25 protein-coding genes and 1 tRNA gene are annotated in these 25,047 nt (G+C 47.2%); 11 read left to right on the plus strand and 15 right to left on the minus strand.

From position 1 onward, the window contains the following. Nucleotides 1-105: 105 nt before the first annotated feature. Both G3M70_06310 and G3M70_06315 read left to right on the plus strand, forming a co-directional pair. Entirely contained in the window at nucleotides 106-885 is a 780-nt protein-coding gene (locus G3M70_06310; protein QPJ61522.1) for a hypothetical protein, read from the plus strand. 13 nt (nucleotides 886-898) lie between these two features. Next, nucleotides 899-1,354 carry a hypothetical protein gene (locus G3M70_06315; GenBank protein QPJ61523.1) on the plus strand — a complete coding sequence of 152 codons (456 nt, stop codon included), beginning with the start codon at nucleotides 899-901 and terminating at the stop codon, nucleotides 1,352-1,354. Between the two features lie 282 nt (nucleotides 1,355-1,636). Here the strand turns inward: G3M70_06315 and G3M70_06320 are convergent. The 7 genes from G3M70_06320 to G3M70_06350 all read right to left on the minus strand — a co-directional run bounded on the left by G3M70_06320 (nucleotide 1,637) and on the right by G3M70_06350 (nucleotide 7,054). Then, nucleotides 1,637-1,716, minus strand: a tRNA-Leu gene (locus G3M70_06320). A 62-nt stretch (nucleotides 1,717-1,778) separates the two neighbouring features. Beyond that, the gene (locus G3M70_06325) at nucleotides 1,779-2,576 is read right to left on the minus strand and encodes a UDP-N-acetylglucosamine diphosphorylase (protein ID QPJ61524.1); all 798 of its coding nucleotides are present in this window, start codon (nucleotides 2,574-2,576) and stop codon (nucleotides 1,779-1,781) included. Nucleotides 2,577-2,612: 36 nt separating this feature from the next. Then, on the minus strand, nucleotides 2,613-4,733 hold the full coding sequence (locus G3M70_06330; GenBank protein QPJ61525.1) for a hypothetical protein: 2,121 nt from the start codon (nucleotides 4,731-4,733) through the stop codon (nucleotides 2,613-2,615). Between the two features lie 132 nt (nucleotides 4,734-4,865). Next, a complete protein-coding gene (locus tag G3M70_06335; GenBank protein ID QPJ61526.1) occupies nucleotides 4,866-5,066 on the minus strand; it encodes a hypothetical protein in 201 nt (66 codons plus the stop codon). 96 nt (nucleotides 5,067-5,162) lie between these two features. Next, the gene (locus tag G3M70_06340) at nucleotides 5,163-6,017 is read right to left on the minus strand and encodes a hypothetical protein (GenBank protein QPJ61527.1); all 855 of its coding nucleotides are present in this window, start codon (nucleotides 6,015-6,017) and stop codon (nucleotides 5,163-5,165) included. A gap of 82 nt (nucleotides 6,018-6,099) precedes the next feature. After that, nucleotides 6,100-6,549, minus strand: a complete 450-nt coding sequence (locus G3M70_06345; protein ID QPJ61528.1) for a CBS domain-containing protein — start codon at nucleotides 6,547-6,549, stop codon at nucleotides 6,100-6,102. Between the two features lie 22 nt (nucleotides 6,550-6,571). Continuing rightward, entirely contained in the window at nucleotides 6,572-7,054 is a 483-nt protein-coding gene (locus G3M70_06350; protein ID QPJ61529.1) for a hypothetical protein, read from the minus strand. Between the two features lie 222 nt (nucleotides 7,055-7,276). Here G3M70_06350 and G3M70_06355 point away from each other — a divergent pair, with 222 nt between their 5' ends. From G3M70_06355 to G3M70_06395, 9 genes are all read left to right on the plus strand, one after another. Beyond that, a complete protein-coding gene (locus tag G3M70_06355) occupies nucleotides 7,277-8,035 on the plus strand; it encodes an FKBP-type peptidyl-prolyl cis-trans isomerase (protein QPJ63727.1) in 759 nt (252 codons plus the stop codon). A gap of 135 nt (nucleotides 8,036-8,170) precedes the next feature. Further along, nucleotides 8,171-8,833 carry an isoprenoid biosynthesis glyoxalase ElbB gene (gene elbB / locus G3M70_06360; protein QPJ61530.1) on the plus strand — a complete coding sequence of 221 codons (663 nt, stop codon included), beginning with the start codon at nucleotides 8,171-8,173 and terminating at the stop codon, nucleotides 8,831-8,833. 249 nt (nucleotides 8,834-9,082) lie between these two features. Next, nucleotides 9,083-10,108, plus strand: a complete 1,026-nt coding sequence (locus tag G3M70_06365; protein ID QPJ61531.1) for an NAD-dependent epimerase/dehydratase family protein — start codon at nucleotides 9,083-9,085, stop codon at nucleotides 10,106-10,108. A 4-nt stretch (nucleotides 10,109-10,112) separates the two neighbouring features. Beyond that, entirely contained in the window at nucleotides 10,113-10,829 is a 717-nt protein-coding gene (locus G3M70_06370; GenBank protein ID QPJ61532.1) for a WbqC family protein, read from the plus strand. Further along, complete coding sequence (locus G3M70_06375) at nucleotides 10,829-11,926, plus strand: radical SAM protein (protein ID QPJ63728.1); 1,098 nt, start codon at nucleotides 10,829-10,831, stop codon at nucleotides 11,924-11,926. The genes G3M70_06370 and G3M70_06375 overlap by 1 nt, the downstream gene beginning before the upstream one ends. 50 nt (nucleotides 11,927-11,976) lie before the next feature. Beyond that, nucleotides 11,977-13,419, plus strand: a complete 1,443-nt coding sequence (locus G3M70_06380) for a B12-binding domain-containing radical SAM protein (protein QPJ61533.1) — start codon at nucleotides 11,977-11,979, stop codon at nucleotides 13,417-13,419. Between the two features lie 21 nt (nucleotides 13,420-13,440). Next, entirely contained in the window at nucleotides 13,441-14,409 is a 969-nt protein-coding gene (locus tag G3M70_06385; protein ID QPJ61534.1) for a glycosyltransferase, read from the plus strand. Continuing rightward, nucleotides 14,409-15,257, plus strand: coding sequence for a radical SAM protein (locus G3M70_06390; GenBank protein ID QPJ61535.1), 849 nt, complete (start codon nucleotides 14,409-14,411; stop codon nucleotides 15,255-15,257). The genes G3M70_06385 and G3M70_06390 overlap by 1 nt, the downstream gene beginning before the upstream one ends. After that, nucleotides 15,254-16,060, plus strand: a complete 807-nt coding sequence (locus tag G3M70_06395; GenBank protein ID QPJ61536.1) for a class I SAM-dependent methyltransferase — start codon at nucleotides 15,254-15,256, stop codon at nucleotides 16,058-16,060. Before G3M70_06390 ends, G3M70_06395 begins: the two co-directional genes overlap by 4 nt. Nucleotides 16,061-16,119: 59 nt before the next feature. On the opposite strand, the gene G3M70_06400 is transcribed toward G3M70_06395, so the two are convergent. The 8 genes from G3M70_06400 to G3M70_06435 form a co-directional block, all read right to left on the minus strand. Then, nucleotides 16,120-16,608, minus strand: a complete 489-nt coding sequence (locus tag G3M70_06400) for a YcxB family protein (GenBank protein QPJ61537.1) — start codon at nucleotides 16,606-16,608, stop codon at nucleotides 16,120-16,122. 691 nt (nucleotides 16,609-17,299) lie between these two features. Continuing rightward, nucleotides 17,300-17,749, minus strand: a complete 450-nt coding sequence (locus G3M70_06405; GenBank protein QPJ61538.1) for a transcriptional regulator — start codon at nucleotides 17,747-17,749, stop codon at nucleotides 17,300-17,302. Nucleotides 17,750-17,816: 67 nt separating this feature from the next. Beyond that, on the minus strand, nucleotides 17,817-18,128 hold the full coding sequence (locus G3M70_06410; protein ID QPJ61539.1) for a DUF4258 domain-containing protein: 312 nt from the start codon (nucleotides 18,126-18,128) through the stop codon (nucleotides 17,817-17,819). A gap of 217 nt (nucleotides 18,129-18,345) precedes the next feature. After that, on the minus strand, nucleotides 18,346-19,059 hold the full coding sequence (locus G3M70_06415) for a hypothetical protein (GenBank protein ID QPJ61540.1): 714 nt from the start codon (nucleotides 19,057-19,059) through the stop codon (nucleotides 18,346-18,348). A 296-nt stretch (nucleotides 19,060-19,355) separates the two neighbouring features. Continuing rightward, a complete protein-coding gene (locus G3M70_06420; protein QPJ61541.1) occupies nucleotides 19,356-21,569 on the minus strand; it encodes an FdhF/YdeP family oxidoreductase in 2,214 nt (737 codons plus the stop codon). A 140-nt stretch (nucleotides 21,570-21,709) separates the two neighbouring features. Then, nucleotides 21,710-22,888 carry a hypothetical protein gene (locus G3M70_06425; GenBank protein ID QPJ61542.1) on the minus strand — a complete coding sequence of 393 codons (1,179 nt, stop codon included), beginning with the start codon at nucleotides 22,886-22,888 and terminating at the stop codon, nucleotides 21,710-21,712. 139 nt (nucleotides 22,889-23,027) lie between these two features. Then, nucleotides 23,028-23,891 (minus strand): M23 family metallopeptidase, encoded by an 864-nt coding sequence (locus G3M70_06430; protein ID QPJ61543.1) that lies wholly within the window; start codon nucleotides 23,889-23,891, stop codon nucleotides 23,028-23,030. A 41-nt stretch (nucleotides 23,892-23,932) separates the two neighbouring features. Next, complete coding sequence (locus tag G3M70_06435) at nucleotides 23,933-24,784, minus strand: endonuclease/exonuclease/phosphatase family protein (GenBank protein QPJ61544.1); 852 nt, start codon at nucleotides 24,782-24,784, stop codon at nucleotides 23,933-23,935. Between the last annotated feature and the right edge of the window lie 263 nt (nucleotides 24,785-25,047).

Genomic DNA, 25,047 nt, shown 5'->3' on the forward strand with positions numbered 1-25,047 from the left:
TGGTTGATTTAAAGATTCTTTTCTTTTTAGCGAAAGACAATTTTTTTTCTTCCAAGTTTGTAGGTAAGAGCCTCCTAATTTGCCCCTCTTTTCCATTTTTGTAATATGAACCAGCCGATGTTTTCAATACCCAGAATTTCGGAATCTTTTATTGAGGGAATCGCCATTTCCCTTGGATGGAAAAGGTATTTGGATATTAAGGAACAAATTGAGGGACGTGCAAATGCAGATTTTATTGCCGAGGGTTCAATCATAGAACTTAAAATTTTGGAAGAGGAAGGGCTTGAAAAGGCTTATCGCCAAGATAACTTAGCAAGTTTGTTTTGCCATTTAAGTAAAAATGCGACTGAAGTAAATATTGATTTTGACTCTATTCCAGAAGAAATCAGTCATGAGGCGGAAAAACTCATCGCCAAACCTATCCAGAAAGCAGTTAAAAAGGCCTCAAAACAAATCCGTTGTACGCGAGAGGATATGAACCTCACTCAAAGCAAAGGCATATTACTTATAATCAATAATGGATATAAATATTTAACTTCGGACAATTTTGAATACTTGGTAAAAAAATGCGCATTAAAAGATTCCTCCCAAATTGATTTCGTTTATTGCGTTACGGTGGAATATCACCAAGGCGAATTTGATTCCTTTATTTTTTGTATTACTCGATGCCATTTTATCGGGGAAACAAAGACCTGGAAATATTCGGATTTGATAGAAAAGGCTATTCAAAGTAAATTTTCGGAATCAATGTCCCAAATGATGAAGGACCAAATGAATCCTGAATTCTGGCGTTCTAATTTAGAACCCGTTTCTGATATTGTTTTTGAAAGGGAGGGAGTTCGATATATTCGACGTGCTCCCCATGTTCCTGACTCAAGAAGCTAAGAGAAATTAATTTATGAATTTTCCTACCAAAAAGGAGTTCTTTGAACTCCTATACCAGAATAAAGAATTTTGTAATTCACTCGGGCAAGTAATGTTGGCGGCTAGCAAGCTTGAATCTACATTAAGAATCTTTTTAATTAACCAGGGACATGATATCCCAGAAAACAAAGCAACTCTCGGGAACCTTGTGAATATTTTGAAAAAGAATAAGCACTTGTCCAAAAATGGCGAAATGCATTTCGCAGATTTAAAAATGCAGAGGAATTATTTGTCCCACAGCTTGTATGATTTGTTTAATGATAATATTGAAGAGACAATCCTCCCACGGGAAAACCTTGTACCAGAAGATGTTCAAGTATTTGCAGAGAAAGTCTCGGGAACCGCAAAGAATTTCCTAGGAATAACAAAAATAATAATCAATGAAATTGATAAATCTCAAAAAATTAAAGGAACGATGATCTTACTTTAGAACATTCAATACACTAACTATACAAATGATATTTGTAATACCACCCGCACTGCCGCGAATGGTTTATTTTTTGATCTTCAAATAATATCGGGTGCTTTTGTATTGGCCTGTTTTTGTTAGAGTTTTTTTTTCACCAATTCCGCCAAATCGCGGGTAGTAGTGTCGCGGTGGTCCGGCGGCAAAAGTTGCCCATTGGCTCCACCGCCAGGTGGTGCGAGGGAGTTGGTGTTTTAAAAATCCAGTTGTTTTGCGAAAAGGTTGTACGTTGCTCTCCGCAAGGAGTGCGAGAGGGGGGACTCGAACCCCCACGGTTGCCCACTGGATCCTAAATCCAGCGCGTCTGCCAATTCCGCCACCCTCGCAATTCGATTTGTTTTATACCAGAAAATTTAACCTATATTAACCCAAAGTGGTCGTAGAGGGGTTACCGATTTTTATTGCGCGGTTTGATGTCACGTGGCAGGAAAATCTGCCGCGGAGGGTAGATCCCTTTGGGCAGGGTAAAGTTTGGATACACCCAGTTATGTGCGCCCAATACCACACCCGGACTGAGCACGGCATTGCAGCCTAGTTCCGAGTGGTCTCCAATTATGGAGCCCAGTTTATTCAATCCCGTTTCGATTTCTCCCTTATCGGCTGGCATATGGATTGGAGGAAAGATCTCCTTCAACTTTTCCTCATCCGTTCGAAACTGGAGGTTGGCCAGTTTGGTCCCGGCCCCAAGATTGACGAAACTGCCGAGAACGCTGTCGCCAATGTAATTGAAATGTCCGACCTCGGTGTGGTTCATCAGGATGCTGTTTTTGATTTCAGTCGCGTGTCCCAGTGTGCAACGGTCGCCTGCAATCACACTGCCACGGAGGTAGGCTCCCTGCCGGACATCACATCGATCGCCGATGATGCAGGGTCCCTTAACAATGGCAGAAGGTTCCAGTTTCGTTCCAGCGCCTAAATATATTCCAAGCTTTGGGAAAAAGGTGGGTGAATCCAGAGAGATCCACTCCTTCACGATAAAACCAGGGTCCGAACCCTGTGTTCCGTCGGTGATGGTCAGCCCGTCGTGGGATTCAAGCTGGTCTGCACCGTTGCCAATTTGGTGGAGTTGCTCTTTTAGATAGGGTGCCAGTTTCTTCAGCACATCCCAGGGAGCAGATACACCTTCGAAAATTGATTGATGACGAAAATCCTTCAGGTGTGGAAATAGTTCAGAAATATCTATCACACGAAACTCCCCGCAGGTTTGTCCAATACAAGTTTGTTAATACTTTGATTGTTTAAGATACCACGTTCCACGCGGGGTCAGTTGATACCCGTTCTGTGAGTGTGTAGTAAATCCCTGTTTGCCCATCTCCATCAACACGCGGGGCGCGGGATCTGTCCCCGCCTTGTTTTCCGGGAGCAGCGACGATTTCAATTTTTGGAGTAAAGATTGCTCGACCTTAAAAAGAGGGTGTTCAGGATCTTTCATTTCCCGCATGAGTAGCCGAACCCCCTCTTCTCCTGCCTGACAAAGAAACTTTTTGTCGCCACGGGCACCGCGCAGGTTCACACTGATTTTGTTTTCGGTGCCTGAATTACGAACAAAAATGGCGGCAGGTCTTCTCTTTTCTCCGTAGGTCAACGCCAGATACAGCATGTCCGGGTCGGCAGGGAAGACACGGTGTTTCACGGTGTAGCCATTTTCTTTGGCATATCGACTGAGCAGGTTTTTTATTTTTTTCCAGACGCCTGAATCCTTATAAAAAGCCGGTTGGTCAATATAGTAAGCGTAGAAAGTCCCTTTGAATCCAGGAGTGAACGGTTTTCCCAATTGAGCAAAGTAACTCTTAGCAGAAGTGGTTTTGAAAAGATATTCCGTCGCGGCAAACGTGTTGAGTGCGCTCTTGAGACCGTTACCGCAATGCACCGGTGAATAGTCACCCGGCTGTTTTTCAATATAACCCGTTGTGATGTTGTGACCGGTTTCTTCACTGCCGACAGCTAGCGGAATACCGTGTTCCATCTCGAACTCCGGACCCAGTGGGGGCAATCGTTCTTCCATTTTATCGAGATCCATGTCGAGAGAGGTCAGGGTTTGAATATCCATGGAATTTTTTTTACTGGCCAGCTTCCATTTTTTTGATACGGATTTTATTTCCTTCAGGTCTTTTTGGGTGCCCTGGTATTTTGCTTGATGGGTGAGGATTTTGATTCTGTTCAAACTGCTCATTAAAACAATTTTCCAAAGAATCCATTTATCTCCAACAGGAGATAAATCCCGTTGCAGCCCTAGTGCCTCTGCAGCAACTCCTGTATTGAGGTCACTCTCTACTGTATGGATGTACGAGTCCGCCAGATGTCTGTCTGGAAATTTTTTAATGAGAAACCTGGCCTGTAAATACGCCGTTTCATCCCCACTCAAAACCAGAATGCGGTCGTTGAAAGGATCATAATCCATACGATAGAACCGATCACCATCGGCATCGAACACCGCCGCCGATACGCGCAGTGAACCCTTTTTGATTTTGTCACGATATTTGCGTCCCAGTTCAAATAACGTTAACGGGGCTTTATGACGTGAAAACTTGCCACCCTTATCGATCATGTCGGCGGATATTAATGGAACCCCTTCAAGATCCGCAACACCCGACAAATGGTTGACGTCACCATCCTGTTTCGCGTTGACCTCATGGACTGCTTTGAATCCGATTTTTTTGAAAACATTCGCCGCGATTTTTGCCAGGGAGCCTCGCGCTGGATCGACCACTAAAATAATTTTGGAAAAGGATTGTTCGTCGGCCCAGGAATTTAATGGAGATAAATGAAACTCTTCAAAAAACCTCAGAGCTTCTTTGCCCAAGTCCGATTTTCCGCCTTTTACTTTTGTGGATTTTAGTGATCCCTGTTTCAGAACCGCATGGGTCAGGGCGACATCGTTTTCCGGCAACAGTTTCAATCCGCGATAAGCCAGGAAAATCTTGATCCCGTTCTGATCCTTTGGATTGTGGGAGGCCGTGACCATGAACCCACCTGCGGCATTTTTCAATTGCATGAACATCGGCACAAGCGGTGTTGGAGCGGTTCCAATGACCCAGGCCTCGGCCCCTGCTTTGCGGATGCCTCGTATAACGGCATCGGTGTAGTGGCCTTTTGGGTCACGCGGGTCCCACCCGATCACAAAGGCTTTCTCTTTTCCATGCAATTTGTTTTTTAACGTCAGACGTACATGGGCATAAACATATCGTTCCATGAACTCTTCAGTGATGATTCCTTTTTTAAGAAATACCTGTTGTGGAGAAAGTTTAGGAAACCTGGATTGTAAAGCGACTTCACGCCGAATACCGTCAGTTCCCTGCAAGCGGAAGGCAGATTTGTCTGATGAAATTTTGGATTGAGTCATGAAAAGGAATGGGTTGGGACTGAAAATATGAAAAGCAAAACTTTAGCACATTTGATTGAATCGAAAAAGCCAGGTAATGGATTCAGGGAGGCTGTTCAGAAGTGTTGGAAAAGAGAGGGGAGGAAAGAACAATCAGTCGTGGAATCTGGTCTTTAAAACTTCAACAGGACTTTCGTAGCGATCGCAGGCGACAACGGATCGATCAGAGTCAATTGACTCTGAAGGTAATTTTAATTCTCCCGACCGGACAGGATTTGCTTCGCACGAGGGAAATTCTTTGGTACAAAACCGGCACATATTTATGGTCTGATGCACGACGGTGCGCTGGTCCATGCCAGATAATCCTAAAAAGAATTGAAAGGGGCTAATCACGCTGAATTCAATAATTATGTCAATATTATAAAGCCATCCTCCCCTGGAAGTAACCCCTTAATTTGATTGATTCAAAAAAGACCCGGCATCACGATAATTTCTTTCGTAATCCGAATCGACGACAGATAATTCGTTTCCATTTTGAGGGAGGTATAGAGCGTCGAATGGATCATCTTCAATTTTTAATGTTTCAAGTTCTGCAAGTTCAGGAGTGATTTCATCACGCCGAAGTAATTCCAGGGTTCCTCTGTTGAATTGGAACTTTTCATCCGCCATTTTCAGGACTTCCAGTGGATGAAGTCCGTCGCCCATCTGAGCTTTTACGTAGTCTTCTATGACAAAGTTTCGTTCAAGGAGTTTGGTATGAGAATAATCCGGTTTTGAAAGCAGCATGAATTCAAGGTGCGGCCAGTGATTGTTGATGAAGTCTTCAAACGCTACCGGGACACCAACACTGAGATGGATGTCGCGGGAAATTTCGAGGCCGTCCTTTAACGCGCCATTATAAATTTCTACGATATTGTGGGTCGTATCATATAGGACGGCGAGATGCCAGGCTGTGAGTTTCTCGAGTGTCCTGAAAGAATCCATCGCCCCGATGAGTCGCACCAATAAACCGTGCATGTCCTCCATAGTCATGAAGGCTGCGGTCCAGGGAAAGCGCTGGTTAAACCATTGTGAAACATCAGCCGGAAAGTCCTGCCGGGAAACATCCGGAGGGGGTTGATGGTCGTTGTCCACGTATCGGAGGATATCGTCCAGTTCCTTGTAGGCAAAGTCGAGACCCCCCCGGATAATGGTGTATGGAAACAGTTTTCTCTGGTACTCCATGTATTCACGAAGCTTTGGGTCAAATTCTTCCCTCGCATGGACGTGGTCACGTTTTCTAATGTCTTTTGCAAAAATGAGCATGGTTGCGTGTGAATCCTTAAATAAAATCAGGTTTGTTTATCTGAAAAGCCAGGAGCAATTGACTAATGCATTTCAGGGAGCGTCATGAAGTTCCCATGAGTTTTTCCAGTTTCTGAACTTTTTCTGCAAGTTTGACAAAGGCGCGCAGGATGTCGGTTGAGGTAATGATGCCCTGCAAGCGATCACGTTTAACTACCGGCAGACACCCTATTTTATGTTTGGCCATGATTCCTGCTGCATCCGACGCTTTGTCTTCCGGGCCTATGGTGGTCAGTTTGCGGTTCATGATATTGCGGACCAGACGATTTGGAACTTCAATAATTTCTTTTCCGGCTTCATTGCGTTTGGTGGCTTTTTTAGGGCCCAGTATTTTTTTTACGTCGCGGTCGCTGACCATACCGATGACCTTGCCCTTTTCTACAACAGGTAAATGACGGATCGCGTTGAAATGGAACATCACTACAACCCGGTCCAGAGTATCCTCGGGTCCAATGGTGTAAACCTTGGGACTCATCAGTTCTTTTACTTTCATCGTTGCAGACTCCCTTAAGGGTTCATTTCTTATCGGGATTGGAGAACAGGTTACTGTAAAACTGCATGAGTTTCATTTTTTCTTCCGGGCTCATGTTATCAAAACTATCCTTAAGGCTTTTTAGCTGTTCCGGGGAAAGCTGGCTCATGGTATTTCCAGCAAGCTTCGTCAGGTCTTCAAGATTTCCCGTGAATCCTGCCGGGTCAGGTGCAGGGTTTTCAGAAGGAGGGGCAATGGGCTCAGGATCGGTTTCCTCGGGTTTCGTTTGCTTGATACGTGCACTTTCCGCCGCAAGCTCAGGAGTTTGAAACAGAATATGGTCGCCCGTCAGGGTGCCGATAATTCCTTCTTCCCCTAGTTGAGTGAGGACTTCCGCCAGTGGCGTGCCGTGTTGCTTGCAACTGGCATAAACGGGACGAAACGGCAGTTTGACCGCCTTGTCAGGAAAGCCGTTTTTTTCTATGGAGTGACGGATGCTTGCAGCAACCGGGTTTTCAGGGGTCATTTCGGGTCTAAAGTTGCGGATTTTGAAATGGTTTCTGGAAAGGTCATAATTTTACTGCAATTTGGATGTTTTCGGATGATGGCCTATTTGTGATAATGTGTTTCCGGGTGTCGTTCCAAACAACGACCCTCAAGGCAAAGCCCGCTGGCTCCGCTTAAAATCTTTGTTGGATCGTTTTATTCTTATTATAAATACATTAGGGGAATATCCGTGAAAAAACTAATGGCAATTGTTGTGGTTTTAAGTTTCCTGGCTGCTTGTAATCAATCTTCTGATGAAAAACTGGCACAGGCGAAACCCGCCAATGCGGCAGAAGCCAAGGCTGAAACCAGGTCGGTACCGGAAATGAAGACCGATTTACAAAAAGCCAGTTACGCCATTGGGGCCATGCAGGGGGAGCGGATGGCCAAGGATATCGAACGCATGGAGGAAATCAAACTGGACAAGGCTCTGGTGGAAAAGGGTTTCACTGACGGGATAAATAATAAAAGCAGCATGACCCAGGAGGAAGTCCAGAAACAGTTGATGGCTTATCAGAAAATGATCCAGGAAGTGATGGCCAAGAAACAGGCTGAGGAGGCCAAGGAGGCCAAGTCTGCGGGCGATGCTTTTTTGAAAGAGAATGGTGGCAAAAAAGGGGTGACGACAACCAAATCCGGTTTGCAATATGAAGTGATCACCAAAGGCGATGGTAAAAACTTCCCCAAAGCGGTTGATACCGTTAAGGTTCATTATGTTGGAACATTGATTGATGGCACCACTTTCGACAGTTCTGTTGAGCGTGGACAACCAACGGAGTTTCCACTCAACCAGGTGATCCCGGGTTGGACGGAAGGCTTGCAGCTTATGAGTAAAGGGGCGAAGTTCAAGTTTTTCCTGCCACCGGACCTGGGCTATGGCGCACGGGCGTTGCCGAAGATCCCGGCCAATTCTGTCCTGGTTTTTGAGGTAGAGCTTCTGGATGTAAAGCCAAAGAATTAAAGCTTTCCGGGGGGCCTTCTGCTCTGAATCTGGTTGTGGTTCCGGCTTTGATAAGGCAAGAGCCTCCCGAAAATATGGTAAAATCACAGGGTTTAAAATGTTCCAAAGAACAATGATTCCAGCGGAGACAAGGCGATGAAAAAGAAGATTGGCGTGGTGCTGTCGGGTTGTGGTGTTTATGACGGAGCCGAAATCCATGAATCGGTCTTGACGCTTCTTGCGATTGACCGGGCCGGTGCCGAAGCTGTGTGCATGGCACCCAATGTTGATCAGCTACATGTGATTAACCACATGACTGGTGATGAAATGGATGAAAAGCGCAATGTGCTGGTGGAAGCATCACGGATCGCCCGGGGTGATATCAAAGACATTGCCACCGTCAAGGCAGAAGACATTGACGCCCTGATATTTCCCGGTGGGTTTGGCGCGGCCAAGAACCTCTGCGATTTTGCAGTGAACGGTGAAAACTGTAACGTGCACCCCGAAGTCCTGCGCCTGGTAAGGGAGTTCAAGGACAAGCAGAAACCGCAGGCTGCCATGTGCATCGCACCCACTTTAATGGCAAAGATTTATGAGGGAACGGATGCCCATCCGGTCCTCACCATTGGAAATGATGAAGGAACCAGTGGAAAAATTGAAGCGATGGGCAGTCGTCACCAGAATGCCGCAGTCACCGAAACCGTGGTCGATGCCGAAAACAAGATTGTCAGCAATCCGGCCTATATGCTGGGCCAATCCATCGGCGAGGTGGCCCAGGGCATTGAAAAAACCGTCGCGGATTTGATGAAACTCCTTTGATATAAGGGGTTAGCAGATCCCCCCTCAATCTTATAGCAAGCCAGACGGCTCGCGGTCTTTTGTTGGATTGAGCTCACAATATGCTCATCCAGCTTATTCCTTCTTTTTTCATCCCCCGCTCCTGGTCGTTAGAGCCCTTTTTAAAGGGTCCCTTTTCCAGCCTAAAACCTTTTTTCTAAAGGATTTTCTTCAAATTTCCGAAAAGGAATCAAGCGCTACATCCGTCCCATCACCCGAGGAAGTTTTTTTATGAAAACTGTTCTTGTCACCGGCGGTGCCGGGTTTATCGGAAGCAATTTCCTCCGCCACCTTCACCAGCGATATCCCGAATATCAAATTCTCCTTCTGGATGCACTGACCTATGCCGGCAATCTGGACAACATTCCAGAATCGCTGAAGCATAGTGGGCAGTTTGAATTTTTTCAGGGCAACATAACGCAATCTGAGCTGGTGCAAAAACTGGTACAACGGTCCGATGTGGTGATCCACTTTGCTGCCGAGTCACACGTCGCGAAATCCATTTACGACAATTCCATTTTTTTCGAGACGGATGTCATCGGTACCCATGTCATTGCCGATGCAATTGCAAAGTATCCGGTGGAACGGTTTATTCATATCTCAACCTCGGAAGTTTATGGAACGGCATTGACCGAGCCGATGGATGAAAACCATCCGCTCAATCCTATGACCCCTTACGCTGCGGCTAAAGCAGGAGCGGACCGGTTGGTCTATGCCTACAGACAAACCTACGACATTCCGGCTGTCATCATTCGACCCTTTAACAATTACGGTCCGTGTCAGCACCTGGAAAAAGCCGTCCCGAATTTTATTGTCAGCGCCTTGCTCGATCAGCCTTTAACAGTTCACGGCATGGGAGAAGCTTCGCGTGACTGGATGTTTGTTGAAGATACCTGCCGGGGGCTGGATGCTGTCATGCACGCACCTATTGACACGGTTTCCGGACAAACCATCAACCTCGGTACAGGTAGCGATACTTCTGTTCTAGATATTGCACGGCTGGTTCTGGAGTTGACCAACAAGCCGAGTGATCGAATAGAATTTACATCAGACAGACCCGGGCAGGTGACGCGGCACATTTCTTCGACGGCAAAGGCGCAGGCTCTGTTAGACTGGAAGCATACTGTAAACCTGAAAGACGGGCTGGCGCGCACCGTTGAATTCTACCGTGATAACCGGAGTTGGTGGGAACGTTTCCTCTGGATGAAAGACGCGTGGAAACCCAAACACGAGCTGGTTCGCAACCGGTCAGATTAAATCAATGCAGATCGCCATTCTTCAGCCTTCGTTTATTCCCTGGCTCGGCTATTTTGATCAAATAGCCCGAACGGACGCGTTTGTTTTTCTGGACGACGTTCAGTACACGCGGAGAGACTGGCGCAACCGAAACCGAATCCGCACGCCTTCGGGCTGGATGTGGCTCACCGTGCCGGTCCAGACACGCGGCAAGTTTGATCAATCCCTCCTCGAAACCCGTATCGATCACTCAACAGACTGGCGGGCAAAACACCTGCAGGCTCTTCGCCATAATTACGCACGGGCGCCCTACTTCGATCTCGTGTTTCCTGAGTTGGAAAACGTTTATAAAAAAGAGTCGGCCATGCTCGTGGATTTATGCCTTGAGCTGTTGGCAGTAGCAAACAAACTGCTGGGCCTGCAACCGATCACGTACCGTTCTTCCGAATTGGATATTGAGGGTCAAAAGGCTGACAAAATTCTTTCAATCTGTAAAGTAATGAATGCAGATGAATACCTCACCGGCGATCTCGCAAAAGATTATCTGGATGCGGAGGAATTCAAAAACCAGAATATTTCCCTCAACTACCAGAACTACGACCATCCGGAATACAGGCAACTGCATCCGGAATTTTACAGTCACCTATCGATAGTAGACCTACTGTTCAATGAGGGGCCACGCAGTCTTGAAATTTTGACAGGGAAGTGTTCTGAAAAAGAGGAGGTGTTGACCGCCTCATGATGACTTTCAAGAATCTACAAAAATGGCTTCCGCGCCTGTATTCATTTTTTCCGCAACACCTGGCGACCCGTTATGCTCTTCCGCCTGCGCATGCGTTTTTCGAAGTGACTTATCGCTGCAACCTGCGTTGCGACATGTGTCATTACCTGGAGATCATTGAGGATACGGAAAACAATCGGAAATATCAGCAGGAGCTTTCAACGGACCAGGTCAAACAGGCCATTGACCGGCTTCCCGGTTTCAGTCTCATCACCTTCACAGGTGGGGAAGCTTTTATGAAAGCGGAATTTCTGGAAATCCTGAAACACGCAACGCAACGGCACAAGGTGCATGTCATCACCAACGGCACCACGCTTGGTGAAAGCACGGTGGAATTTCTGGTGTCCAATCGGGTGAAGCGTTGGTGGAAACCGGGAATGTTCTACCTTGGGGTTTCCCTTGAAGGACACGAAGCATTGCATGACAAGATCACCCAGGTTCCGGGTTCGTTCAGAAAAACGAGAGAAGGACTGGAGCGGTTAATTAAAGCGCGCGGGAAAAACAAATTTCCACTCATCCACGTTACCTGTGTGATTGGAAAAGATAATGTGCAGGACCTGGTGCCATTGTATGAATATGTCAGCGGACTCGGTGTTGAGGTCATGAATTTTGCGGTAAAAAACCCAGCGACCTACAACCATCACGAAGGCTATGACGATGCAGACCAACTCCGAAATCCGGCACCGCAAGTGGAAGAAATCGCACCCAAGTTACTTCGGGATGTCCTGGATCAACTGGAAGATAAATCCAAACAAGTGGCAACCCGTTTACGGTTTTCACCGAACTACATCACGACAAGCGAAATTGTTCGGTATTACTCGAACAAAAGTTCTTACCAGGATTATCGCTGTCTGATCCCCTGGACCAAGGTTGCTGTTTCAGCCTATGGAGATGCCTTCAGTTGTCCCCATGTTCCTCTGGGATCGATCCATGATAACGGCGGGGAACTGCCGTGGTATGGAGAAAAGGCCAAACAGTTTCGACAGCAATTGAAAGAGGAAAAAATCTTTCCCGGTTGCCTTGGGTGCTGCCAGTCCGAGTACACGGGTTCTGATTAAATAACACCGGTGCCGGCACACTGCCTGCCCGTTGATAAGGAAAATAGATCATGAAAGTTTTGTTGCTAAGACCTGCGGCGGAGAAAAAGTCCATGGCGCGTTGCATGCCCCTCGGGTTGCTCGCCATTGCCTCCGTATTAAAACGTGCAGGTCACGAACCGCGCATCCTCGATTTGCGTATCAGTGAAGACCCGGACCAGGAATTACAAAACACACTCTCCAGTTTTAAACCGGATGCAGTGGGTATCGGTGTGATGACCATTGAGAGCAAATACGGTTTCATCGATGCTGCCAAAGTCAAACAATTGGCTCCGGGAGTCCCGGTAATTCTTGGCGGACCCCATTGCAAGCATGAACCGCAATACATTCTCAATCACAAGCAAATCGATGTCATGGTTGTCGGCGAGGGGGACGTGACGATTGTTGAATTGATCAATGCGATGGAAGCAGGGCACCCCCTGGACACGATTGCGGGTATTGCATTCCGACGCGATGATGAATATGTCACCACTGAAGCGCGCCCCATCATCCGCAACCTGGATGACTACGAACAGGAGTACGACCTGATCGACATGGAAGCGTACTTCAATTTTAAATGCTCCATGGATTTCTTTCCGGTCTATCGCAGCCCCCGGTTTATTCCGCTGGTGACTTCGCGTGGATGCCCGTTCAAATGCACTTACTGTCACGATATTTTTGCGAAGTCGATCCAGTACCGAACCGCGGAGGTGGTGGTCGATGAAATGGAAATGCTGGTCAATAAATACGGCATCGAAGAGTTTCACATCGTTGACGATACATTCAATCTTAATATGAAACGCGCCAAGCGCATCATGGACCTGATCCTGGAGCGCGGACTCAAGGTCCATCTCTCGTTCCCGAATGGATTGCGCGCTGATTTTTTTGATGATGAGTTGATTGAAAAAATGGAAAAGGCTGGAGCCTATCGTCTTGCACTCGGGATCGAGTCAGGGTCGCAGCGGATTCAGGACAATATAAAGAAGGACCTCGATATTTCGATCCTTCCAGGCGTGGTGAAAAAACTCAGCAAGGCGCACATCAGTGTACACGGATTTTTCATGCTCGGATTTCCAACGGAGACCCGGGAGGAAATGGAAGGAACGATAGACTTTGCCTGCAAACTGGGATTGACCACCGCGAACTTTTCACTGGTCATTCCCAATCCCGGAACGGAATTGCGCGATTCTTTTATTGAAGAAATGGAATTGGCGGAAGACGGATTTTCAGACTACTCATTTGATGCCGCCGAGTGCAACGCCTCACAGGTGGCTGATGAAGAATTGATAGAACTGAAACGCGAAGCCAATCGTCGATTCTATTTTTCAGGCAAGCGGGTCCGGCATGTTCTTGAGGCCATTGAGCCTAAATGGCTGGTGCGTTCCATGTTTAAAACGCCGTTCGCTTTGTTGTGGCGAAACGCAATCGCGCCGACTAATGCACCGACCGGCCACGATTCCCAAATTCAACATTAGTGAAATTGACAAGTGAATGACATGACCAAACCTTCGACACGATTGACCTTACGCGGAGAAAAACTGACACCGGTGAAGGTGTCCGTAGTGGTTCCTGTATTCAACGAAGTGGGAATTCTGAAGGAATTGTATGAACGCTTGACGAAGGTTATGAAACAGCGTGAACCGTATTACGAACTGGTTTTCGTAGATGACGGAAGCACGGATGGTTCCTATGATGCCTTAAAAAAATTTCGCGAGGACGATGAGCGCGTCAAAGTGGTGCGGTTCACTCGAAACTTTGGGCAACAGGCGGCTGTCCTGGCCGGTTTTCGTGAAAGCACCGGACCGGTGATGGTGCAGATCGATTCCGACCTTCAGAATCCGCCCGAGGAAATCCCAAAACTACTCGACGCGATGACAGACGACGTTGATCTGGTCACGACCGTAACCCGGAAAAGAAAAGACGGACTCATGCGTATTCTGGGTTCGCGCCTGTTGCTGTGGCTCGGGAAAATGGTGTCGGGTAATCGTTTTGAATTGAATCTCAGTTCGTTTCGCGCGTTCCGCCGCAACGTGCTGGAAAAAATTGAATCCTGCACGGATCGTTCGCGTTACCTTGCTGTCCTCATGAGCTGGATGGCAGTGCCTTCGGTCGAAATTGAAGTGGATCACCACCCGCGTCCATCAGGCGATACAAAATATCCATTCCTCAATCTGGTGAAACTGGCCTGGGACCTCATCACGGGTTATTCCAACATGCCGCTTCGACTGGTCACCTATATGGGAATTACCGGTGCCGTTATTGGTTTTTGTCTCACTCTGTTTCTTCTGTACCAACGGTTCGTCAATGGAATTCTGGTGGATGGGCTTGTGGTCATGTGTGCCGTGTTTGCATTCTTCGCAGGAGTGCAATTGTTCTCCATTGGAATTCTGGGTGAGTACCTGGGCCGCGTTTACCTGCAGGTGCAGAACCGTCCGGATTACATCATTGAAAAGGTGCTGGACTGATGGATATCAAAAAACTCACGTCCCTCATCATTGAACCGACCAACACCTGCAACCTGCGTTGCACGTTTTGCTATGTCACCGAAGGTATGGAACGTCCCGAAGGTTTTATGGACCTTGACCTGTTCAAAAAAGTGGTCGATGACTGCCCGGACCTGGAACACCTGTGCATGCACAACTGGGGTGAGCCGTTGCTGCACAAACAAATTTTCGAAATGTTCGACTATGCCCACAACGCCGGTGTGCCGTGGCTGGTGATGAACACCAACGGAACTTTACTGACTTCGAAGATGATAAAGAAAATTGTGGACAGTCCCCTTTCGATTATCCGGTTTTCAATCGATGGTTCAGCCGAAACATTTAAACGGGTACGCGGGGTCGAGCTGGAAAAAATTACAGACAACATCCTTCGTCTGAAGAAATTGAAAGAGGAAAACCGTCCGGAACTTTCGATGGGTGTGGTCTTCACAGTTGAAGAAGATACCTGGGAAGATGCCGAACCCTATGTCGATTACTGGAGTGAGATTGTCGATCACGTCCGCCTGCAACCCAAATTGATTGAAGGACCGCGTGTGGATGCCTGCCCGGAATTGTTTGGCAAAGACTACGGCAAACTGGTGGTGCTGTGGGATGGCACGGTAATTCCCTGCTGTGTCGATTACAACGCAACGCTCAAGCTGGGCAACGCCCACGATTCAAAAGTATCCGACTTGTGGCGGGCTAATGAAATGAAGCAACTCCGCGAGCAGCACCTGAATGGGGAATTTCCGACCCGCTGTGAAAACTGTCAGGAATGCGAAACGCCCGTCACTGAGAAACGTTTCTTTTTCCAACAGCCCGTTTCATCATGAGCGCCCTCCTGGATTCCGAACTTAAAGAACAGGTTCTGGAAGAAAACCGCCGCGTGCACTCGCTGGAAAACGCCGAGTACCTTTCCCGCCACCCGGAACAGACCAACCGTTTTCAGCAACAGGTTTTAAAAAGTACGCTCGACAACTTTGCGAATCATTTGGGCAATCCGCATTCTGAAATCCTGGATGTAGGGTGCGGTACGGGCTATCTTTATCTGCCCTTGATGAAGCGGGGGTTTCGTCTGACAGGAGTCGACCTTTCTCCGACACTACTTGACGTGCTTGAAGAGAAGATCCCTGAGAATAAAAAAGAAACGTGTCGGCTGGTCGCAGATGATATTGAAGCGTTCCTTAATAATACAACACAGCAGTTCGATGGCGTGGTTGTGTCCGCCCTGCTTCATCATTTGTTTGATTACGAAGCGGTGGTGAAGCTTCTGTGCCAGCGCCTTGCGCTTGGCGGAACGCTTTTAATATTTTTTGAGCCACTCAAACAGGAAATAAAATCGCCGCTACGATTCAAACTGCATCGAATGTTGGGGGGTCTCGACGAAAGCGCTTATGAACGGGGCATGATCCGTCGCGGTGTTCCTCTCATTCAGGACGACTACGAAGTGGCTGACTACCAGCGACAGTTCGGTGGGATCTGCCCGAAAAGTTTGACTAAGTTGATAGAAGGTCAGGGTCTGCGCGTGCTGGAGACACAAACCTATTGCGCCCGCCGCACTGGCTGGGCCGCCTGGATCGCCAACAATATTCTCGGCACCTGCAACACGTTCAATATCCTCGCCCAAAAGAATTAAACTTCTGCAACTCCCCGAAAGGCTGCAAAAGCGCCTGATATTGCCCAGAGCACATCCTGTTATGAGATTTTTGCACCACCAGCTTTAGCCTTTGCCGCTATGAATGATTTGGATTCTGGTGAAATATCCGTGACTGGCAAAGACATAAACTCACCAGCTGAAAAGGACAAAAGCCAAGCATTTTTAAAACACCACACCTGGTCTATTTGTGACCATTTTATTTCTGACGAACCCGAGTCTGAGGTTACTCGGAAATGTTCATTCCCTAGCTCAAGAGTAGCTTCCGGTGTTTTCATTCTACGAAACCGTTGGAGTGCTCTGTGAAGATGAACAAAATATCCAATTACCATTATTCCGATACCCAGAATAACAACTGCGCCTAATGCACCAGCGACCCACGAGCGATCACCATTTGTAAGGATATATATCAGGTAGCCCGCTAGTAACACTGTTATTACTGGAAATACAGGGCCAATTTGTTTCCACCAGTAAGTGCGTATGGCCTCACGAATGAATGGCTCCGAGTATTTGAGTTTTATAACATCCATATTTGTCTTTTAGTTAGCGCGGTGCCACCTTAAATAAAGTGGAACGCGTCAAATTTAGGAAGGAGGTTTCACTTTGGTTCAATTCGGCAGATGACCGCTTTGGGTCAAAAGTATCGTTTTTCCTTTTTCGGCCAAAAGCGGAAATAGAAATATAGCCGTTGGCACGAAATAGATTCTTCTCTCAGACAGTTTTGTGCAGTTGGAATGAAGTGCGGGCCGTTTCAGCCACAATATCCACGACAACTGCGATTTCTGCGCGTCAATATTTACTCTTCACCCGGATACTTGATAGGTGGCTATTCTCGGGGATACCTCGAATTTGTAACCAGTACTCTTCGCGCACATCGTCGTCTATTTCGGCCGTGGTGCTGTATAGAGCATCGCGACCATCTTTGTGACAACCTGAAATCCAATAGTAATCGCCGGTTTCAACGTCGAAATAATTAGACTTAAAGCCAGTGCCACTCAATGTTTGAAGAGTTTTACCCTTATAGTGTACGTACTAGCCAGATTTAAAACAATTCACACGGCCTATCCTGGCGCGGCCGACTAGCCCGTCATCCCCTTTGTGCTCAATGTACATTATTCGTGTCGATGGTCTCATTTGTATCTGCACTAAATAGAGGATTTATGTGTCGTTACCGGTTCTCTCGGAATTTTAGTCAAAAAGTTTAATCGCGGTTCCGAGAGCTCACGCCGCCTTTGGCTGGGGTTTCCAGCCGTTAGGGGTGTCCTTAAACACAATTTCCCCCTTTGCCTGCTTGTCCAGTTCGTTGATGCGGTCAATCAATTCGCGTAATTGAACAGTCCCCTCGTTATATTCCACATAAAGAGCCCGCAGAAACCGGTCAGCGTATGCCGGTACCGGCCCCTTTTTTTCCCAAAGGGCGACGGTCTGGTCGGCCAGGCCGATGAGTTCTCCGAACTTTTTCTGCGACAATCCCAATTCTTTTCTAAGAAACCGGAACTCCGCCCCGGTCAATTTCTGTTTGCTGTGCACCAGTTCGTTGCCGATCGCACGATGCAAACCCTTAACATTCTCAACGGCAGTAGTGTTGCCGTAAGGGCTTTTTCTTTCCTTGTAACCATTCACCAGCCAGATATTAGGCAGACCCGCCCCACGGTATCGTATCTTTTTCATGTGCATCCCCTTGCGCGACAGGGAAGTCGCTTTTATCAGGGAGGAAGTCGCATGTCCCCGTTATTTTTTAAAAAACAGTAACTATAATGACGCCCGTTTGATCCTGCTCAATTGCGACTGGCAGGGTGACGACAGCACCGGAATCGAAACCTCTTACTGTTAATTCCCAGCTTCCATGCGGGACACTCCATACCGGACCTTCCGTGATCTGGCCAGTTCCTAAGATTCGTAAAACCTGAGTTGCTGTGATTTCCCGTTCTTCCATTCTGAAAAAAGCATGCTCCGAAAAATGGACTCGGGATGAATCGGCCGCCGCGGCTTCCAAAATCTTTTTAGCTTGCGGCTTACTCAGTTGCGGGCTATGGTTTCGTTCCGTCATTACCTATAAATATTATAGGTTCCAGGTTTGTATATCAAGAAAAAAGCTATAAATATTATAGGGTTTGATGCCTGCTAAGGGGCGGGCTTACCACCAAGAGGGCGAGTTGTTTTAATTGGGCAAGTAATTTAAAGCGTTCACAAATAAAGACTCACCACAAAGGAGAGTCATGATTATCAGGTTAATGTTTTCAACGTCTGAATTCGGCCATTAGCGGTCAGTCAATACCTTGCAATATTTGCTCCCGAGTCACGATAACTTCCCGCTTCTCGTAGCTAGCAAGTTCATCATTCTCGTCCATTTCATCCTGTTCTTTCTCGGATAGCTGCTTATAGGGACGCTTGTCAGCTGCTCGAACATGAACTTCTTGCGTCATCCGAAAAGTATCGTTGTTGATCCAACCCTCGCTGTTATCGAGATCGTCTACTCGCAAAAGTTCTTTGTAAGGCAGTAAGTCAGGGTCCTTGAAGTCAAAAAAAACTACTTCGTAGGGACAGCCCCAGTAGCAACCTTCGACGGCAAGTAAAGTTGAATCTGGAGATTGCCAAGCATTGACCCAGCAGAACCCTTCACCGTTATACCCGGATTCGGGAAAGAAGTCTTTTTTCTGCCCTTTGGTTAGGTTAACTACAGTTTGGCCTTGATAGTCTTCACCGCAAATCAGGTATTCACTTCCATTTGAATGCTGAACCCAAGCATGGAAGAAATGATCAATGTTTCGCTTAATGTCTGCCACCACGTTATTGTCGCCAGTGCGACGAACAAGACCTCGAGAGTATTCCCAAGTTGCAGCGCCTTTGGAATAGATATCAATTGTTAATTGAAAGTTGCCTGATGGCGATATCAACTCCTGGCGCTCATTTGTTTGGAGATTGCTTAGCTTAAAAATCGCTTCGAAATCCAGTCGGCGTTCTTGGTATCTTTTATCCATATTAGAAAATTGATGCAAGCAGGGACCACTTGGCAACTCTTAGGTGCAATGTCTAGTTTGTATTGCTACAGCCCATGTTTCTTCTTTTGGCAGAAATCTCAACTGGTCGATAAAGGGTTTTTAGCTTTACATCTTCATTTAAAAATTAGTTGAGAATATTAAACAATAAATTTGGTCTTTCCCTCAATCGACTCAATCCCTCTATGGCTTTTCCCTGCCATATTTTTGCTATATATCATCCATCTTCACTTGTAAGTCCTACTAGCATATCGCAAATAACTCCCGTAAGAGGCGATTCAGGAGTTGTTTGTTTCCTGTTCCAGAACCACTGGAACCGATTTAAACGGCGGGGTTTTGGAGCGCTCATCTTTCTGGCGTGGAACCAGAACATTGGCTTCGGGGTAATACATCATCAGGTTGCCTGCCTTGATCGGATAGGCAATCAATTGTTGCCGGGTCAGCTTCCCGGTTTCATTTTTGACGGTGATGCGGTCGCCTTCATTCCAGCCCAGTTGTTTTAAATCCTCAGGATTGATCAGCACCACATCGCGCGACTTTATGCCTCTGAACTGGTCGAAGTTTTCATAGACCACGGTATTGAACTGTCCTTCTGAACGGATCGTCATCAATTGAAAATGATTCTGCGTCGACGCCGGTTCTACGTGGTTGATGGTTTCGGGAATCTTAAAATTGGCTTTCCCGGTGACTGTCGAAAAATGAGGTTCATGCAGGATGCGGCCGCCGATGTGAAACTCCTGGCGGGTTTGATCTATATCCTTTAATTTTTCGAAGCCCTGGACAACCGAACCGATATCCTGCCGAACATTGGCGGCCTGTGCCAATGCTTTCCAGTCAACCGGTTTCTGGCCAAGAACCTTTTCCGCCACAGTGGAGATGATTTCAATTTCACTCAGCGGGCCATCAAGACGAGGCAGTCCGCCGTCACTCATGCGGACGTAACTGAACATGCTTTCCTGGGTGGTCGGTTCCGGTTCTTCATCCCGCGCGAGCACAGGTAGAAGCAGCGTGTTTTTTCCGCGTCCAAGAAAATGCGAAGGGTTGAGGGTGGTGTTCATGTAAAGGGTGAAATCAATTTCCTTGAACGCTTTTTCCATAAAATCAGAATCAGGGTTGGCTCCGTATAAATTGCCACCGAGATTCCAGGCGAAATCCACTTTCCCTTGCCGGGCATTTTCCATACAGGTGAGGGTGTCCCATCCTTCGCCGTTGGGCAGTTGGATTTTATAATGAGTTTCCATCTGCTTTTTAAGATCCGGTTTCAGTTTTGGGGTGACCCCGATGGAACCGATCCCTTGCACATTACTGTGACCGCGCAACGGGAGAAGTCCGGCGTGGGGTTTGCCCACCATTCCACGCAAGAGGGCCAGGTTCACAAAGGACTGTACATTGTCGACACCGTGGGCGTGATGGGTGAGCCCCATGGCCCAGGCGAACACCACCTTGTCGGCCTTCGAATATTCCATGGCAGCTTTGCGAATGTCTTTTTCGCTGAGGCCCGATTGCGTTTCGATATCTTCCCAACTTATTTCACGAATAAATTGTTCATAGTTCTCAAAGTCCATTGTGGAGTTTTCGAGGAACTCACGGTTTAAAACATTTATAGTTGTATCCGATAGTTCAAATAATGCCTTAGCGATTCCTGCGGCAAGGGCGACATCGCCTCCGATATTCGGCTGTAGATAGGAACTGGCGATTTGAGACCCAAACGCCAGACTGATCGGATCGGAGGGCACATGGAATCGTTCGAGGCCCGGTTCGCGCGCCGGATTGATGACAATGACTTTTCCACCGCGCCTGCGGATATCCATTAAGGTGGTCATGAACCGTGGATGATTCGATGAGGGATTCGCACCGATCAGGAAAATCAGGTCGGTGTGACGCAGGTCTTCCAGTTCAATGGTCGCGGTGCCGGTGCCGAGGCTTTCAGTCAGACCCACCCCGGAAGCCTGATGACAGTAGAAGGAACAGTTGTTGACGTTGTTGGTCCCGAGACTGCGCGCAAACAATTGCAAGAGATAACCCGCTTCGTTGGAGGAACGCCCGCTGGCATAGAAAAAAGTGCGGTCCGAAGCAACAGCTTTCAATCTGGTCACTATGAGTTCAAAAGCTTTTTCCCAGGAAACAGGACGGTAGTGGCTATCGCCTTCACCGCAGAACATGGGAGTCGACAGGCGTCCCGCATGTTCGAGTTGTCTCGGTGTCCATGACGATAATTGCTCGACGCTGTTTTTGCGGAAGAATTCAGGAGTGACAGCGGGTTGAAGATCGGATGCCTGGGCGTAGATGGATTTTTTGCAGACTGCGGGAAATTTCCCGGCTTCGTCTTTCATGCCGCCCATTTGTCCGCCCATCCCCAGTGCGCAGCTTTTGCAGGAATTTTTCGAAAACAGACTGCGCCACATTTCCCAGAAACCGAAACGCATGGCAAGTTTCAGGGAATAGCGAATCGAGTGCCAGCCGGCAATAGTTTTAGGAGCGGATCGGGACATAACACCTTAGCAAATAAAATGAATAAGAAATATTCTCATCATACCCCTAGTCTGAATACAAAGGCAAAGGCTCTTAACAGGAGAGTGAAAAAAATTTAAGTGGAAAGAGAGGTTTCGCATTTTTGGGGGCAGTAGATAAATTAACGCGAGACGACCCGAATTTCTTTTTTAATTAAAGGAGCGAGTTGGGTGGCCAGGTATTGCCCTGTTTTTTCCTGACCTTCCGCTGTCAGGTGTATAGAATCTTCAAAAAATGAATCACGTGGAACCAGGGCGGTCTGGCTCCACAGGTCGAGGTCGACCAGTTTCAGATCCATTTCCCTGGCCAGGTTTTTTAAACCCAGATTATAGCGTTCCGTAATTTTTGCTAGGACGTAGGGGTTCTGTGTGAATTCGGGAAGGTGCCCTTTTTGCAGAGCGGCTGGGCTGGGCGCCTGTTGCATTTGATACAGTCCGGGTATCGTGATGAGAACAACTTTGTTGTTGCCATCCCGGAGGCCCTCGACTATGTCTCGAACGTCATCGATAAACCCGGGGACATAATCTTCATAGGATTTTAGTTCAGAAGAATCCGGGTCAGGGATTTTGGGTTTGTTGTAAAGAGACTCTGCGTAGGCTGATGGTCCGAGCCAGGCCATCTGCACTTGCATAGTTAAATTTCTCAATAGCCACGCCGTCGCAAGTTGAGGACCTGATCCACCACCGGTAAAAATTGAATTCCAGCCAATATAAAGAGTGATGATTTCAGGTTCCAGTTTTCGAAATTCATCGAGGCGTGGCAAAAGATGGTGGGGGGCGATTCCTTCAAGGCCGGCATTGATCACTTCCACCAATGGGCCCATCTCGTTTAATTCCTGTTCGATCACACGCGGATAGGTCATTCTGTCGAGAAGTGTGCCAAACGTGCAGGAATCTCCAAGTGAGAGAATTCGAACTTTGGAATGTGCGCGATCAATTTCCGGTCCTTTAAAACCGTTCCGGTTAATTTGAAACATTCGGGCATTTTCATTCAACTGATACTTTTTCGCGAGACGATTTAGAATTTTGACGGTTATGTGATAACCGTTTTTCTTTTTGGATTGGATCAACTGATTGAGATTCAGGGAGAGTCCTGGTTTGAGGAGCAGCCTGCCGGGATTTGCAGGATCCTCTTGCTCATAAATATCCAGGCCTTGCAGGAGGGGAAGACCAATGGCCTGTTTTATGGGTTCGCGTGTCCAGAAAATTAACTGAGAAAATCCTTCGAGAATAATCAGGGAAGCGATAAAAGTGGTGCCAATAAAAACTAAGCTGCGATATTTGGGAATGGGGGTGTGCATTTTGAGCCACCATCATATTTTATGGGCTCAGTATACACCTTTCATTGTATGGACTACTTGCCATAGGGTTAAAAACCAGCGAAAAAGGGGTATTTTCGTTTAAAGTGGCTATTTTCAATGTCTTTAAGGGATTTTACTGTCATTCCCATGGGGGGTAGTGGGCCCAGAGTGATTTTTTCCTCCCCGGCAGACCGGAGCCGTCCCAGGGATCAACCACCGGGCCGTGCAGGTAGTAGCCGCCGGGTCCCCATACTTCAAAGTGCAGGTGAGGGCCGGTAGACCTTCCTGCACTGCCGACCTCTCCAATTTTTTGACCCGCCTTGATCCGTTGTCCGGGCCTCACGGTAATGGAACCGCTTTTTAGATGATCGTATCGGGTTCCAAATACATCCTGCATTTGCGGGTGCAGAATGATGACCACATTGCCGCCGCCAAATACCCAGTAACAACTGCCAAACTGTTCGCCGCCGGTCTGGCAGTAGGGTCCGTACCCTGTTGATACATCGGTTCCATTGGGCACCGAGCAATCCGGGTGGGTGCGCGGACTGACACAGCGGTCGAAACGGTTGGGGTCATCGAAAACAAATTTAACAACGCCATCGGCAGCAGCGTAGACATCGACTCCGTCATCCATCTGGTCGAAATTGACGATGATGTCCGTGCCTTCGTGACCACGATACATGGGGCGCTCCCCGTAAGGGGTACGGCCATCGTTGTCGATATCCGGAAAACCAATCCGACAGTTTATTCCCGGAGTGCAGTCGATGGGCCAGGACAGTAAACGGGATTTCCAGAATTCGGGTTCCCCGTTCAGCGGATCATTCTGATTCGTGGGTACGGCGCGGTTGCGAAATTTTTCCGGCACTTTTTCGATGGAATCGACGATGTGCCATCGTCCACGATGATCCTCCCATTTGTAAAGTATGGCGTGGGAAAGCAGGGGAGTTAATAACATTATCAACCCGACCACAATGCAAAAAAATAAAACCCGTTTAATTCCCATTAGCCAATACGTCCCTGGTCACGCTGGATAAAAATGGACATCTATATTTTAAGGGTCAAACTCAATGGGGCGTGATCGGAAAATTCATGGATCCACTTGTCCTGATCCTTTACAGAGCACAACTCCGCCCAGCCTCCCACGTGAACATCGGCACCTTGCCCTGCGTTCATGAACTGCAGGTGGTCTGCTGCAAAGACATGGTCGAGGTCTGCTGGTGCATACCTTGATTTTGATCCATTATTAAAAGTAGCCGTATGTGTTTTGCTGAGGTGCGTCATGCCGCGCCTTCGGAACCGATTGGCAACGATCTTTATTTCGTGCGGCCCCGGAATATCAAATTGTTTGCCTTCATAGTTCATTCCCATGGTGTTCATATCACCCAGAATAATAAAATTGGATTGCTTTTGCCCACTGTGTTTGGCCAATTTGTCCAGAGATCTTTTCAGACTGAAGGCCTTGTCGAACATGGCATCGCGTAGTCCGAACCCTTCGGGGCTTGGCATACTCTTGAGATGTGTGAAAAGAATGGGAATGTGCTGATCATTCATTGTAACCGTCAGCAATGCGCCGGGCCGGAGGTTTGGATTGCTTCTTTTGAACTCATTGCGTTGTGTGAAAAATGAAGTGATGCCGTGTTTTACACCGATGAGGAGTTCCTGGGTTTGCCTGCCTTCCGTAATACTGAAAGTGTAGCCGGATAAAATCTTGGTCATTTTGGAATGAACATCCTTACCCTCAACTTCTGAAAGTCCAAAAACATCAGGTTTTTTATCTTTAATAAATTTACAGACCCGTTCGACACGGTTTTGCCGTTTCTGGCGGCTGTTTTTATCGATACCGCCACGACCGTTAAAATGTTCGAGGTTCCAGGATAAAATACTGAGCTTGCTCATAAGGTTTCTCCAAATTAGACAAGTTAAAAAAAATTTGCTTTTGAAGTTTTTTAAAAGTGTATCCGACGATTTATTTTTTATAAAAAAAAGAGGATGGTCATTAACTGAATAATTTTACCGTTGATATAGAAAAAGGGAAAGGAAATCGGAACGTATCAGAAAATATAAATTGGGGGTGATTGTAAAAGGCAGTTTCAAATTAAAGAGAGCTTTGCATAACCCAAAAAATTTTATTATACGTAACTTTTCGGTAGCTATTTATT

It is taken from the genome of Candidatus Nitronauta litoralis (assembly GCA_015698285.1).
Classification (GTDB): Bacteria; Nitrospinota; Nitrospinia; order Nitrospinales; family Nitrospinaceae; genus Nitronauta; species Nitronauta litoralis.